Origin of the sequence: Mesorhizobium sp. M0664 (assembly GCF_040320565.1) — a bacterium.
Lineage (GTDB): Bacteria > Pseudomonadota > Alphaproteobacteria > Rhizobiales > Rhizobiaceae > Mesorhizobium.
In genome coordinates, this window is the sequence record NZ_JAMYPW010000057.1 from 26,051 (window position 1) to 38,831 (window position 12,781).

14 protein-coding genes and 2 pseudogenes are annotated in these 12,781 nt (G+C 59.7%); 8 read left to right on the forward strand and 8 right to left on the reverse strand.

The features are described 5' to 3' along the window. Window positions 1-67: 67 nt before the first annotated feature. Both NKI39_RS34380 and NKI39_RS30500 read right to left on the reverse strand, forming a co-directional pair. The gene (locus tag NKI39_RS34380; RefSeq protein WP_502898637.1) at window positions 68-646 is read right to left on the reverse strand and encodes a GFA family protein; all 579 of its coding nucleotides are present in this window, start codon (window positions 644-646) and stop codon (window positions 68-70) included. Then, a complete protein-coding gene (locus NKI39_RS30500) occupies window positions 574-939 on the reverse strand; it encodes a VOC family protein (RefSeq protein WP_352502125.1) in 366 nt (121 codons plus the stop codon). The genes NKI39_RS34380 and NKI39_RS30500 overlap by 73 nt, the downstream gene beginning before the upstream one ends. 88 nt (window positions 940-1,027) lie before the next feature. On the opposite strand from NKI39_RS30500, the gene NKI39_RS30505 reads away from it, so the two are divergent. From NKI39_RS30505 to NKI39_RS30515, 3 genes are all read left to right on the forward strand, one after another. Beyond that, window positions 1,028-1,684, forward strand: coding sequence for a TetR/AcrR family transcriptional regulator (locus NKI39_RS30505; RefSeq protein WP_352473464.1), 657 nt, complete (start codon window positions 1,028-1,030; stop codon window positions 1,682-1,684). Between the two features lie 703 nt (window positions 1,685-2,387). Continuing rightward, entirely contained in the window at window positions 2,388-2,957 is a 570-nt protein-coding gene (locus NKI39_RS30510) for a TetR/AcrR family transcriptional regulator (protein WP_352502126.1), read from the forward strand. Window positions 2,958-3,006: 49 nt separating this feature from the next. Continuing rightward, a complete protein-coding gene (locus NKI39_RS30515; protein ID WP_352502127.1) occupies window positions 3,007-3,924 on the forward strand; it encodes an oxidoreductase in 918 nt (305 codons plus the stop codon). Window positions 3,925-4,637: 713 nt separating this feature from the next. Here the strand turns inward: NKI39_RS30515 and NKI39_RS30520 are convergent. The 5 genes and pseudogenes from NKI39_RS30520 to NKI39_RS30540 form a co-directional block, all read right to left on the reverse strand. After that, window positions 4,638-4,750 (reverse strand): annotated as a pseudogene (locus NKI39_RS30520) (alpha/beta fold hydrolase); the annotation flags it as partial. A gap of 3 nt (window positions 4,751-4,753) precedes the next feature. Beyond that, on the reverse strand, window positions 4,754-5,566 hold the full coding sequence (locus NKI39_RS30525; protein WP_352502128.1) for an SDR family NAD(P)-dependent oxidoreductase: 813 nt from the start codon (window positions 5,564-5,566) through the stop codon (window positions 4,754-4,756). A 34-nt stretch (window positions 5,567-5,600) separates the two neighbouring features. Beyond that, window positions 5,601-6,107 (reverse strand): SRPBCC domain-containing protein, encoded by a 507-nt coding sequence (locus NKI39_RS30530; RefSeq protein WP_352450990.1) that lies wholly within the window; start codon window positions 6,105-6,107, stop codon window positions 5,601-5,603. A gap of 3 nt (window positions 6,108-6,110) precedes the next feature. Continuing rightward, window positions 6,111-6,710 carry an NADPH-dependent F420 reductase gene (locus tag NKI39_RS30535; RefSeq protein ID WP_352502129.1) on the reverse strand — a complete coding sequence of 200 codons (600 nt, stop codon included), beginning with the start codon at window positions 6,708-6,710 and terminating at the stop codon, window positions 6,111-6,113. Between the two features lie 62 nt (window positions 6,711-6,772). Continuing rightward, window positions 6,773-7,507, reverse strand: a complete 735-nt coding sequence (locus tag NKI39_RS30540) for an SDR family NAD(P)-dependent oxidoreductase (RefSeq protein WP_352473458.1) — start codon at window positions 7,505-7,507, stop codon at window positions 6,773-6,775. A gap of 276 nt (window positions 7,508-7,783) precedes the next feature. Here NKI39_RS30540 and NKI39_RS30545 point away from each other — a divergent pair, with 276 nt between their 5' ends. The 3 genes and pseudogenes from NKI39_RS30545 to NKI39_RS30555 form a co-directional block, all read left to right on the forward strand. Beyond that, window positions 7,784-8,680 (forward strand): LysR family transcriptional regulator, encoded by an 897-nt coding sequence (locus NKI39_RS30545; RefSeq protein WP_352502130.1) that lies wholly within the window; start codon window positions 7,784-7,786, stop codon window positions 8,678-8,680. A gap of 508 nt (window positions 8,681-9,188) precedes the next feature. Continuing rightward, window positions 9,189-9,776 carry an NAD(P)H-dependent oxidoreductase gene (locus NKI39_RS30550; protein WP_352502216.1) on the forward strand — a complete coding sequence of 196 codons (588 nt, stop codon included), beginning with the start codon at window positions 9,189-9,191 and terminating at the stop codon, window positions 9,774-9,776. Window positions 9,777-9,872: 96 nt separating this feature from the next. Then, window positions 9,873-10,037: pseudogene (locus NKI39_RS30555) on the forward strand (GMP synthase (glutamine-hydrolyzing)); the annotation flags it as partial. A gap of 648 nt (window positions 10,038-10,685) precedes the next feature. Here NKI39_RS30555 and NKI39_RS30565 read toward each other — a convergent pair. Continuing rightward, window positions 10,686-11,336: a TetR/AcrR family transcriptional regulator gene (locus tag NKI39_RS30565; protein WP_352836489.1), complete on the reverse strand. Its 651-nt coding sequence runs from the start codon at window positions 11,334-11,336 to the stop codon at window positions 10,686-10,688. Between the two features lie 73 nt (window positions 11,337-11,409). On the opposite strand from NKI39_RS30565, the gene NKI39_RS30570 reads away from it, so the two are divergent. Next, entirely contained in the window at window positions 11,410-11,580 is a 171-nt protein-coding gene (locus NKI39_RS30570) for a hypothetical protein (RefSeq protein ID WP_352836492.1), read from the forward strand. 43 nt (window positions 11,581-11,623) lie between these two features. Continuing rightward, window positions 11,624-12,517 carry an NAD(P)/FAD-dependent oxidoreductase gene (locus NKI39_RS30575; protein WP_352836495.1) on the forward strand — a complete coding sequence of 298 codons (894 nt, stop codon included), beginning with the start codon at window positions 11,624-11,626 and terminating at the stop codon, window positions 12,515-12,517. Window positions 12,518-12,781: the final 264 nt, after the last annotated feature.

Here is a 12,781-nt window from a genome sequence, read left to right on the forward strand (position 1 = left end):
GAGCGGCAAGGCTGTATCCGATTTGCGCACCTATCTGAATGTCTTATCGCGCAGGCTGGCGGCCGGTTTATCGACCTAGCAACATCGCCACGCGCGATGCCAAAAGTTTAACGACGAACCCTAGAGGATAACCCCGGTGGCTCGGCACGTCGTCAGGAATGACATCGCTGTCCGACTTGAACTTCGTGCAAATCCGCAGCTGCAGTGGCGGGAGTTCTCCGTGAAACCGCGCTCTGTATACCGAGACCCAATGTGGACCTCTATCGAAGTTCATTAACATCGCTGAATTGCAGCACATGGCGATGACCCTATTCGTGGCTGAAGTTTCCTTAAGCTTGTAACCCCTCAGCAATTCGGCCCCCTTGGAGCACTCGATGCGGTCCTTTCGATAGAGGATGTATGCGGTGCCGCCATCGGGATCGCGTATAGCGCCAGCACCTGGCAAAGCTTCGATCTGATCAGCTCCCTTCCGGCAGTCGTCGCAGTAGCAGGCACTGCTCACGATCGGCCTGCCAAAGGCTTTGAGTTCGACGCCACCGCAAGAGCAAGTTGCGGTCATGATAGGTGAGTGCGTCATCTGCTGGTGATCATCATGCGATTGCCCTCGCTGTCCCGAAATTCCGCGATCGTGCGCCCCGGTTGCCATGGCGCGGGGCGCGGTTCTGCTATGATCTCGGCGCCTCGCGATTTGAGTCTCTGAACGGTGACTTCGATTTCGTTGTCAACCAGCACGAGGACGGGCCCCTCAGATGGTGTTTCGTCCTTGCGCCTTAGGAAGTGGAGGGTGGTTTCGGCCCCTGGAAATCCGAGTTCGATCCATCGCCAGCCATCATTGCTCATGGGCTGATCGGCGACGATGCGGCAATTCAGGTGATCGATGTAGAACGCCTTGGCGCGTTCCTGGTCGAACACTGGAAGCTCCGCGAAGTGGATGTGCATTGTCGATCTCTCCCCGTTGCATCTCGGTCCAAATCAAACTAGACGGTCCAGTACCCATGAGTCAATCGGCAGCGGACACGCCAGGAGCATGACCACGACGCGTTCAGCAGGTGCTACAGAAGAACTCGAACCGCACGGACGGTCGGCGAAAAAGCGCCGGGCCATCCTCGATGCGGCTACAGAGGTGTTTCTGCAAAAGGGCTATCTGGCCACCAACATGGACGAGATCGCGGCGCTTGCGGCGGTGTCGAAACAGACCGTCTACAAGAATTTTCCGAGCAAGGAGACGCTGTTCGTAGAGATCGTGAGCAGCGTGACCAATCGAGCCAGCGATAGGGTCCACAGTAAAATGCCCGAACTCGCCGAGGGCGAAGATATTGCCGATTATCTTCAGCGCTATGCTTACCGACAGCTTGCCACCGTGCTCACGCCGCGCGTCATGCAGCTGCGCCGTCTGGTGATCGGCGAGGTCGGCCGCTTCCCGGAACTGGCAAAGGCACTCTTCGATGGCGGACCCGGGCGCGCAATTGCGGCGATGGCAGTGTTGTTCGAGCGTTTGGCTGATCACGGCCTGCTTGCGATCGATGATCCGGCCGTCGCCGCTTCCCAGTTCAATTGGTTGATTATGGGCGAGCCATTGAACAGGGCCATGCTGTTGGGTGACGAGTCGATTCCGAAACCGGCGAAGCTTCGACGGCACGCCGCGGCCGGCGTACGGGTGTTCCTTGCGTCATACGGCAAGTGAGGCACGCCACGGCGACGAGCGAATGCCGGGCGCAACCGTGCGGACCGCTCGGCCGTGTTTGACGGTCCTTTTTTTGGTCCCCAGTGGGTCGCGGCTTGTTGCGGCGCGGCTGTCGAAAATAGACCGATTGTTGTCGATAGTCGCCGAAACCGAGCCGATCCCGAATCGCCGAAATTCCCTTTTGAAATCAAGAGCGCAGATTTCTGACGGATCGCAGAGTCGGTTCTTTAGGGCGTGCAGAAAAGTTTGTGCTGCCGCGTCAACGCGTTACGATGGCTCAAAACGATCGAGTGGGAGTGAGGGGAGCGTAGTTTCGGACACTGCGGGAAACTGTGTCGTAGTGTAGGCGGCTCACACATCTCGATAGATACCGAGTAATGTCCGCTTGTGGTGCCGTTCACGCTTTTGGATTGGTCAGGGCTGGGCGTGCCATCACCTGCTCTCATCGAAGTAGGCATGATGATGCCCCGGGGACTGCAATCAAGGCCCTGAATCCAATGCATTTCCCTTTCGACAGACATCTCGATCCCCACTGCGTCCCTTATTGAAAAGGCAGCCGCAGCCTCATGGTGTGTGCCCACACAATCTTCATTCGAGCTTGGTCGGTATGGACCGCGAAAGATGCGGGGCTGCATCCCTTGACCAATCTCATGCCATCCCCTATTATTGAGTATCCACTCACTCAATATCGTTAGACGGAAATATGGCGCGTCCCCTCAGTGAAGAAAAGCGACAGGCACTGCTCGATGCAGCGGCCGAGTTCGTCGCCAGCCTGGGCACAGGCGCGTCCACGGCCAAGATCGCAAAGGCTGCTGGCGTGTCTGAGGGAACGCTGTTCACTTACTTTCCAACCAAGGACGATCTGCTCAACCAGCTCTTTCTCGAGATCGAGGCCGACTTGGTAGAGATGATGCTGGCGCCATATCCGGCGGACGCCTCCCCCAAAGACCGACTATTCGCGGTCTGGAACCGTCTGATTGACTGGGGACTGGCTCACGCCACGGCGCGCAAGGCCCTTCGTCAGTTGAAGGTCTCGGATCGCGTGACAGCGGAAAGCCGGAACCGGTGTCACGCCATGCAGCGGGATGCGCGGACGATGGTGGAGGAGTGTCTCGCCGGCCATGCCGCGCCTGACAGGATCGCCTTCTACATCGATACCATTCTCTTCGACTTGGCCGACATCAGCATCAACGCGGTCACAGCCAAACCTCAGGAAAGTGACGCCATCCGGCAGGCCGGGTTCGACCTTTTCTGGAAGGGGTCTGCCGCCTGAGTTTTACCCCATAAATGAGTATGTAGTTACTCATAGATAAGGATCGAAAATGTCGAATTGCAAGGGTTTCACCGAAGCTAACGTTCCCAAGCAGACGGGAAAAAGCTTCATCGTCACAGGCGCCAACGCCGGCGTCGGGTTCGAAATCGCGCGGGTGCTTGCCGCCAGGGGCGCGCGCGTCCTGCTTGGCTGCCGCGAGCAGACCAGGGCGCAGGACGCCATCGCGCGGATCAAGCGGATCACGCCGAATGCCGATCTCGTCTGGTTGCCGCTCGACCTCGGTGACCTGGACAGCGTTCGCACCGCAGCCGAGATCGCGGCGAAGGAGCCACGGATCGATGCGCTCATCAACAATGCCGCGATCATGAATCCGCCGCTGACGCGCACGAAGCAGGGGTTCGAATCGCAGTTCGGCGTCAATCATCTCGGCGTGTTCGCGCTCACCTCGCTGCTCCTGCCCAAACTGGCGGAGACGCCGGGATCGCGCGTGGTCGTGACCTCGAGCATCGCGCATCTGAAGGCCAAGATCGACTGGGACGACCTCAACGCCGACAAGAGCTACATCAAGACCGATCGCTACGGCGGCAGCAAATTGGCGAACGCGCTGTTCTTCTTCGAACTGGATCGTCGCCTGCGCGCGCCGAAGTCGCCCGTCACAGCCATCGGCGTTCACCCTGGCGTCGCCAATACAAGTCTTGGCCGCCACATGGGGATTGTCCAGATCGCAGGCCCAATCGTCGGCCTGCTGCTCAATAGCTCCGACAAGGGCGCGTGGCCAGCACTTTTGGCTGCGACCGGCAAGGTGAAGCCCGGAGGCTATTACGGTCCCACCGGCCTTGGCGGAATCCGCGGTGTAGCCGGCGAAGCAAAGCGCGCGCCGCATGCCGAAGATCCCGCGCTTGCGAAGCGGCTCTGGGACGTCTCCATCGCCATGACCGGCATCGATCCAGGCTTGCCGGCCACCTGACTTCACGGCGACACGGTGCGTCAGGCCCTCGTGTAGGCTTGCTCTGGGGCGCGGATTGGACGAGCCTCGCCCGGGCGACGAAACCTTGCTATAAGAGACATGACGGTACTTTTCCGCTGTTAGCGGAGCGGCTCCCAGCCGCTAAAAATCGGCTCTCAGAGGCAATCGACCTCGATAGATGCCGAAACCATGCGAAAAATATTCAGTGAAAAATCTGTTTAAAATCAACAGCGTAGATTTTTGACAGCCCCCATGTCGGCTTATTGTCATCTAAACTGAGAAATTTCGAGCGAAATCAGATGCTTATGGTCCGTCCGAACAATCGAGTGGGAGTGAGGGGGCGTGCGGTGGAGTAGGTTGGAGTACTGTGGGATATATTCGGAAATTGTTGGTCAACGATAGGAGGCGATAGTTCGCGGGCGATTCTGCAAGAACAAGCAGCCGTTTTGCAGGTCGGCGATAGACCTTCGATTATGTGTAGAGATGCTCAAAGGGATCGATCCACCGCGCCGTTCACAGCACATGCTTTGGATTGGGATCGGAGCGCCGATCAATTCCTCGGACAATAGACATTATGTTCCGTGGATTTGTATCATGGTCTAAGCCCCGGGGCGGGACCAACGAGACGAGCACACAGCCGCCGAGCACAGCGGGGACGGCGCCGTAGCTGAATACGTTCTCGTGCCTCGCATAGTTTCAGAGTGCTCCCGCAATGCGTGGACCGTGCGCATGCCGTGCGCCAGATCCCTGTAGGCTTAAGCGTGCCATGCTTCAGCAGCTTGGCCGACAGCGGACCCGAGTTGGCGAACGGCACAATTTGGTCGTCCTGCTACGCGACGAAGCGGACCACGCCACCATCCACCCGCAAAGCCGCGCCGGTGGTCGCCGAAGCCTGCTCCGAGCATGTGTAGATGATCATGTTGGCCACCTCATCGGTGGTCGCGAAGCGGTGGATGAGGCTCGTCGGACGCATCGCCTGCAGGAAGCCCCGCTCGGCTTCGTGCTGCGTGATTCCATTTGCGTCAGCCTGTCTCGCCATGAAGTTGTCCAGGATCTCAGAGCGGGTAGGTCCCGGCAGGACGGCGTTGACGGTGACGCCCGTGCCCGCGACCGCCTCGGCAAGCCCGCGTGAGACCGCGAGTTGAGCGGTCTTGGTCATGCCATAGTCGAGCATTTCCTTAGGGATGTTGACCGCGGATTCGCTACTTATGAACACGATGCGGCCCCAGCCTTTCGCCACCATCCGCGGCAGGTAATGACGGCTCGCGCGCACGCCACTCATTACGTTCAACTGGAAGAGGTCAAGCCAGTCCTCATCGGGGATATTTGCGATATCCTCGACGCCGTTGTAGCTCCGGATGTGTGCTGTACCGACGTTGTTCACAAGGATATCGGCGTCAGGCGCATGCGCGATCAAGGCCTTTGCCCCCTCCGCTGTCGCAAGATCAGCGGCGATACCCGAGATGTCGCTGCCGGGGAAGGCCTGCCGCATCTGCCGCACCACCTCATCGACCCGAGCGTTTCCACGGCCGTTGACGACGACCGATGCACCGGCACGTGCCAACCCCTCCGCCGTCGCGCGGCCGATACCGGCGGTGGATCCGGTAACAATGGCCTTGCGGCCTTTGAGTTCGATATTCATCTCATTCATCTCCAAAATTAAACAGGAAGCGCAATCAATCCACTGTCGTCTTCGCTGTTTCCGCCTCCGCTGCGTGGGCGAGGCTTTCGACCCAGTCTTGGTGATACCGATAGAGTGCGCCGGGATGTTTGCGCCCGAGTTCATCGAGGAAGAAGGGGCCCTGCTGCGTTTCCTCGGTCAGCACATGGCAGCCATGGTCCGTAGGCGTGATGACCCAGCCATGGTATGCGCTTGAGCCGGTCTCGTCGCCATCAACTGTCGTCGCCCATGCGAGCCTGCGAAGGGGCTCGCATTCCGTCACGACCAGACTCATCGGAAATCCAACCGTCACACGGCTGTATCGCGTTCCGAGCGCCAGTTCCGGCTCCCCCGTCAGAATCTTGACCTGATCCTCGGCGGGAAAGTAGCTCGACCAATTCTCGGCTTCGACGAGCAGCTTCCAGACCGCTTCAGGCGGCGCCTTCACGTCAATGTCGTTGAGTGCGTAGATGGCCGACGTTTTCGGATCATATCGCTCGGGCCAAGTCACATGGTCGTACATCGATTACTGCTCCTTCTTGAACAAATCCTGGAAGATGAGCTGGCCCCAAGTGCGGCCGCGCGCGTGCACCAGCGCGCCACCCTCGTTGAGCTTTCCCAGCTTGACGGGTGCGAACCCGAGTTGTTTGGCCAAGGCCGCCACGGGAGCGGTCGCGTCCTCGTCGTCGCTCGACAGAAAGACGACACGGTGCCCGCCCTGGACGATCGGATCGGCAGCCAGAGTGGCCGCACCCAGATGATTGAACCCTTTGACGAGCTTGGCGCCGGTGAACGCCTTCGCGACGAAGGCGGAGGACGGGAGACCGTCCAGCTCTTCAGGCACTGGAAACGCGTTCATCGCGTCGATGACTGTCTTGCCTTCCCAGCTCGGCAGAGCCTTCGCAACCTCGCGATGCTCCCCGAACGGGACTGCCAAGATGATTGTGTCGGCCTCGAGTGCATCCCGCAGCGACTTGGCGACTACCGTGGGTCCAATCGCCCGAGCCTGCGGCGCCAACGCCTCGGGCGGTCGGCGGCTCGCGACGGCCACGTCGATGTTTTTACGGGCGAAGGCGTGGGCGAGGGCCTGGCCTATCTTACCGAATCCTACAATTGCGTAGCTCATGCTCTTCTCCGATCCGTGTTGGTATTGATTTCCCCGGCCTTCAACGGCGCTGGGTTAGCGCGTCAGAGTTGCGCAAGACCGCCGTCAACGGCGACCTCGCTGGCAGTCATGAAGCTGCTGTCCGACGACGCGAGAAAGGCCGCCGCCGCCCCGATCTCCGCCGGATCGGCCATGCGCTGGAGCGGAGTCATCGAGGCGAAGACCTTCTGGCCCTCCTCGCCTAGTGCTTCCTTCGCTAGCTCGGTCGCAGTGGCCCCGGGCGACAGCACGTTTACCCGGATGCCGGTGCCCTTTAGGTCCTCCGCCCAGGTCCGCGCGAGGTTGCGCACTGCCGCCTTGCTCGCGCTGTAGGCGCTCATCCCCGGGGCGCCCGTGGTGCCAGCGCTCGATCCGGTGAGGATTATCGAACCGCCCTCGCTCATCAGCGGCAGCGCCTTCTGGATCGTGAAGATCGTACCCTTCACATTGGTGTCGAAGGTTTCGTCAATGTGCTCGGCGGTGATCTCGCCGAGCCGAAGCTGGCTTCCCGCCCCGGCATTGGCAAAGACGATGTCGAGGGTTCCACGCTCGGCCTTCACCGCAGCGTAAAGTCGGTCGAGGTCGGTCAGATCGGAGACCGAGCCCTTCACCGCGCGGGCATTGGGCCCGAGGTCGGCCACAGCGGCGTCGAGCGCTTCCTGCCGACGGCCGAAGATGAAAACGAAGGCGCCCTCCTCGATGAAGCGCTTTGCTGCGGCGCGGCCGATGCCGGTAGCGCCGCCGGTGATGACTGCAACCTTCCCTTCAAGCTTTCCCATGACTTATCCTTCCAGGCCTTCGCCTTTGGTTGTGCGGGGACACCCCCGAGAACCTCGAAATGGGTCCGCCGGCGTCAGTTGTTGAGTGCGGAAGCGCGCACATCGGTGGTGCGAAATCGATCCGGCTGGACGACTGACGCCAGCCGCGACGATCGGCGTCCGCCGTTCGGAATTGAGCCGCGCGCGTCGACATAGGCTATGATGACCGCCCGTACTGCTGTTCGATGTGTTAGATACGGGCTTTGGAAGGCGCACCGCGCGGTGCCGGATTGCACCATGATCGACTGGGATGACGTTCGCTACTTTCTTGCCGTCGCGCGCGGAGGCTCGGTGCGGGCCGCCGCCGAGCGCCTCGGTGTGAACCACTCGACCGTGCTGCGACGTGTCGCCCAGCTCGAGGAACGCCTCGGGGTGCACATGTTCGAAAAGCTGCCTTCGGGCTACCGCCTGACGACTGCGGGCGAGGAGGTCCTCGAGTTCGCGGACCAGATGGAAGTGTCGTCGCACCTGCTGGAGACGCGCGTCTTCGGGCGCGACCAGAGCGTGCGCGGGCTTCTGCGGGTGACGCTGGCACCGCCCCTCGCGACACACCTGCTCATGCCGGACTTCGCCGACTTCGCGCGTCTGCATCCGGACATCGAGATGGAAATCTTGTCGTCCGGCGAGCTGGCAAATCTGACCAACCGAGAGGCCGACGTCGCGATCCGCGTCGTCTACGACCGCAAAACCCTGCCGCTCAATCTTCACGGCCTGAAGGGACCGGAGCTGTTCGGCGGCGTCTATATGTCCTGCGATCGACTAGCCGCGTGGCGTGCGGGCGCACCTGATCCCATCCGGTGGATCGTCATAAGCATTCATGGAATTCCGGAATGGGCCAGCGAGGGTGAGGTTCGCACCACGGCGGTTCCCTTCAGGACCACGGACGCCGAGGCGCAGATCGTTGCTGTACGGCAAGGGCTCGGGATCACGACACTGCCCTGCTTCGTCGGCGATGCCGACCCCCTGCTGGCGAGGGTGCCGGGCACCGACCTGCACATGTACGGAACGCTCTGGCTTCTCACACAGGGGGAGACACGCAAGACGAAGCGCGTACGGCTCTTCACGGAGTTCGTATCCCGCAGGCTCGCCGCGTACGCGCCGCTTCTCGCGGGGCTGTCCATATCGCGCGACTGACGCCTGGCAGGTCGCCGATGGCGCTGTCTCGAGCGGTCGGCGGCCGTCAGAAAGAAATCGACCGATTGATACCGATAGTCGCCAAAACGAGCAAATCGTGGACCGTCGAAATTGGTGTTTGAAATCAAGAGCGCAAATTTCTGACGGATCGCAAGAGGGTTCTTCGTCATGCGCAAAGGATTTGCGATAGCCAAATCAGCGAGTTACCATAGCTATGAACCATCGAGTGGGAATGAGGGGGAGTCTTAGCGAGCTGCCGAGAGCAGAGTGGCGGAAGCGATAATACCCCGGCAGATGTAGGCGATTGTCCTTGCATGGTGGCCTCTAGTCCCTCAAGGCGACGAGAAGGGCCATTCTCGGCGTTGAAAAACAATTGCTCTTTGAAGACTGTGGCGCGTACAGCTATTTCGAAATCCCATGATTGGTATGAGAAGCTTTGCCCGAGCACCGCGCCGCACGAATGATGACGCGCAGCGCAACCAAATTGGGGAGGATTCAAAATATTAGTATGCGATGTTTGATTGTCACGGCTCATCCACTCAATCCAAGCCTTTGCCAAACGCTTTCGAACGCAGCTATCGACACCCTGGTGGATGCGAAGCACCAGTGCCGACATGTTGATCTGTATCGATCTGGCTTCTTCCCGGCTCTTACACCGGCGGAGCGTGCGAGCTACTATTCCGGATTCGAGACCACAGAGGTAGCTAAAGAGATTGAGGATCTTCTCTGGGCCGAGACTATCGTCTTGATTTTTCCCACGTGGTGGTTCGGACCTCCAGCTATATTGAAGGGCTGGTTCGACAGGGTATGGGTGCCTGGTATTGCATACGATCACGCAGCCGATCTTGGTGCCATACAACCGCGACTTCACCAGTTAAGGAAGGTGGTTGCAATAACAACTTTGGGCTCACCTTGGTGGGTCGATTGGCTGATCCTCAGGCGGCCAATGCGGCGTGTTCTCAAGACAGCTATTCTGAATACCTGTGCTCCTCAAGCCTCGCTTACGTTCCTTTCATTTTACAAGGTTGAAAGTCTGCCTAGGCAAGGCGTCGATGCTGCGATAAATCGCATTAGATCAATGCTACAGCGTCTATAGCTAAGCCCCGTCACAATGCTCCTTTTCCTTGAAAGGCGCACGTAGAGCAATGCCCGTGGGGACAGCGCGGCTCGTGACCGCTGCCCTTATCGGTATGTACGCGCATCACCATCGGTAGATGGCAGCACCGCGGATATCTACCGTCACGACATGGCATTCCTGGGCGCAGCCGCCACCGGCATCATCAACGAGGTGCGCGGCATCAACCGCGTCGTCTATGACGTGACGAGCAAACCGCCAGGCACAATCGAGTGGGAGTGAGGGAAACGGCGATGATAGGCGGCTCTAGCGTAGAATTTCGCAGAAAATACAATGATTTGCGGGCAGAGAAGACTGCTAGCCAGGGCACATTATCAATGGAATTGACAAACCTATCAAATCATTGAAATCGTTAAGTTTATCGGAGCGCCTGGCGCGGCTCGCAGCTTGTAGCAGATCACTCTGACGGTACTTTTGACGGTACTTTTCATATCCGACAGGGCATTCTAAAAAGTACCGTCATTCGTTTTTGGGATTTGACGGTACTTTTCTGTGCGTCAACGCTTTGAAATATAACGAAAATTGCCCGTAGCATGACATTTCTGCGCTGACGGTACTTTAGTTATCGACATACATAGTTTCAGCTTTGGCTGCGGTACCGATCGATGTTCCGGACCCGATAGCATATCGTCGGATGGCACCGTCGCATCACCTATCAAATGTTATCCCGACTGCTGCCGGATCTGCGATGGAGAGAAGCGTCGACCGCATCCAGGCGGGAGCTTGGACCGCGGTAGATGCGAGCGTCTTTTGTCGTTGGGAGAAAGATGAGGTGCCGCGATCTGTGCAAGCTCGGCCGCGCGCGCCGGCCCAATATGACGAAGCGCCTGGACGACGGTCCCGGCCAAGCTGCCCGGAGCAATCAAATGCTTATCCGCCCGCGTGGTCGTTGCCACCGTGCGCGGCGATGAACATGGCGACGGCCGACCGGCAATAGGATTCGATTTCGTTGTCGTCCTCTGCTCTCGCCTCATCGAAGCGTGCGATAATCAGGAGATCGGATCCTTTGAAAAGCGCGGCAAACAAGCGGGCGGACCGGAGAGGATCGGGCACGTTCAGAACCGCCTTCGCGTGCAAGTGACGCAACAGCGCCTCGATTTGGGCGATGACATGGGCGGGGCCGGCTTCGTAATGGAGCTTGCTTGACGACTTTTGATTCGTCTTGTCGGCCATGATCATGGCTTCGACACTGCGGACGTCCGAGCTCAACAGCGTGCGAAGCAGGGATGATCCCACCGCCATGAGCTGATCTTCGGCCGAACCGTCGACGCCTTCAAGAAGGGCCTGTGGTGCAAACAACTGATGGCAGCCGGCCGCGATGGCCGCGCTGAACAGCGCCTCCTTGTTCTCGAAGTGCCGATAGATGCTGAGCTTGGATATCTTCGCCCGCTGGGCGACCTTGTCCAATGTCGTCGCTTGAAAACCCAATTCCACAAAGAGTTCGCACGCGGCGTCGACTATCGTTTGGCCAAGCGCCTCGTTGGCGGGCCGGCCGCGCCGGCCCTGGCTGTTTACAGTCACGACAATTCCAGTACTTGACAGTATCCTAATTCTTGCATTACGATACCATGTAGTATCTGAAATGTGCAAGCCAATGGGTAGGTTTCAACCTGTCCTCCAAATCAAGTTTCCCGGGGCGCCCGGCGATATCGAATGCGGCATTGTCCGGCCGGTCAACACAGTGATGGGCGACTGTCTCGTCGATGCCCAAGCCCTGCTCGCTGCCCGTCTCGAGCGCGTATCGCTGGACGATATTTCGCGCTAGGCCCAGCCCAACCCCCTCCATCGACAACACGGAGCTTATCACCATGGATGACGTCATCATCATCGGCGGCAGCTTTGCCGGTCTCGCCGGCGCCCTGCAGCTCGGCCGTGCCCGCCGCAAGGTCACAGTTCTCGATACCGGCCTGCCGCGCAATCGCTTCGCCGGCCACTCGCATGGCCTGCTCGGTCACGATCACAAGCCACCGCTGGACATCCTGGCCGAGGCGCGGCAGCAGCTGGCGCGTTATCCCACGATCAGGCTGGTCAGTGCCCGGGCCGACAGCGTCTCCGGCGCCATCGACGATTTCTCCGTCCTCACTGGCGATGGCGAAAGCCTTGGGGCGCGGCGCCTGATCCTGAGCTATGGCGTCGCCGACCAGATGCCTGATGTTCCGGGCTTTGCCGAAAGCTGGGGCACGTCCATCGTACCCTGCCCCTATTGCGACGGCTTTGAAGCCGCCGGCCAGCATTGGGGCCTCGTCTGGTCCGGCCCGCAGTCGCACAATTATGTCAGGCTGTACCACGATTGGACCGACACGTTGACGCTCTTCGCCGATGGTCACGACATTCCACCCGATATCCGGGCCGATCTGGCGCGCCGCAACATACCTGTCGTCGATGGCCGGATCACCGAGATCGCCCATCACGGGGGCCATATCGCCACCGTCAATCTCGATACCGGCCGCAATGTCGCGATCGACATCCTGTTCGCCCATCCGCGCAACAAGCCGTCCGCAAGCCTGCATGAATCACTGGGCCTCGCCACGGTCGATACGCCCCTCGGCATCGCCCTCAAGGTCGACGAGCGCCGCGAAACTAGCATTCCCGGCATCTACGCTGCCGGCGACCTCGCCAACCCTCTCATGGCCTCAGTCACCCTGGCAACATCGCATGGCGCGACGGCGGGTATCTCCGCCCAGCAGTCGATGCTGGTTTGAGAGCACAGAGTCCCTTCTCCGGTTGCCGCGGGCTATCATATTCTGAAGGTTGCGGGCCGGTGCCACGGAACGCGGGGCCCCTCTCCCCTGAGGGACGTCTTTGGCCGGTCAGCCGTCTCGAAGGGGCAGTTGAGCAAAACGATTCCTAGGCTCAGGCCGGTCCGCAAACGGTCCCAAAAAGATAGTGTGCTGAAGGTTCTGCAAAAAGTTTTGGATGGAGAACGGCGCCTGCTCTGAGGGCGAGCGGCCATGGCACGGTGGTGA

Bases quoted from the DNA above. Each gene is read 5' to 3' on its own strand.
- NKI39_RS34380 (WP_502898637.1), bottom strand. From the start codon at position 646: ATGGCAACCGGGGCGCACGATCGCGGAATTTCGGGACAGCGAGGGCAA.
- NKI39_RS30500 (WP_352502125.1), bottom strand. From the start codon at position 939: ATGCACATCCACTTCGCGGAGCTTCCAGTGTTCGACCAGGAACGCGCC.
- NKI39_RS30505 (WP_352473464.1), top strand. From the start codon at position 1,028: ATGACCACGACGCGTTCAGCAGGTGCTACAGAAGAACTCGAACCGCAC.
- NKI39_RS30510 (WP_352502126.1), top strand. From the start codon at position 2,388: ATGGCGCGTCCCCTCAGTGAAGAAAAGCGACAGGCACTGCTCGATGCA.
- NKI39_RS30515 (WP_352502127.1), top strand. From the start codon at position 3,007: ATGTCGAATTGCAAGGGTTTCACCGAAGCTAACGTTCCCAAGCAGACG.
- NKI39_RS30525 (WP_352502128.1), bottom strand. From the start codon at position 5,566: ATGAATATCGAACTCAAAGGCCGCAAGGCCATTGTTACCGGATCCACC.
- NKI39_RS30530 (WP_352450990.1), bottom strand. From the start codon at position 6,107: ATGTACGACCATGTGACTTGGCCCGAGCGATATGATCCGAAAACGTCG.
- NKI39_RS30535 (WP_352502129.1), bottom strand. From the start codon at position 6,710: ATGAGCTACGCAATTGTAGGATTCGGTAAGATAGGCCAGGCCCTCGCC.
- NKI39_RS30540 (WP_352473458.1), bottom strand. From the start codon at position 7,507: ATGGGAAAGCTTGAAGGGAAGGTTGCAGTCATCACCGGCGGCGCTACC.
- NKI39_RS30545 (WP_352502130.1), top strand. From the start codon at position 7,784: ATGATCGACTGGGATGACGTTCGCTACTTTCTTGCCGTCGCGCGCGGA.
- NKI39_RS30550 (WP_352502216.1), top strand. From the start codon at position 9,189: ATGCGATGTTTGATTGTCACGGCTCATCCACTCAATCCAAGCCTTTGC.
- NKI39_RS30570 (WP_352836492.1), top strand. From the start codon at position 11,410: ATGGGTAGGTTTCAACCTGTCCTCCAAATCAAGTTTCCCGGGGCGCCC.
- NKI39_RS30575 (WP_352836495.1), top strand. From the start codon at position 11,624: ATGGATGACGTCATCATCATCGGCGGCAGCTTTGCCGGTCTCGCCGGC.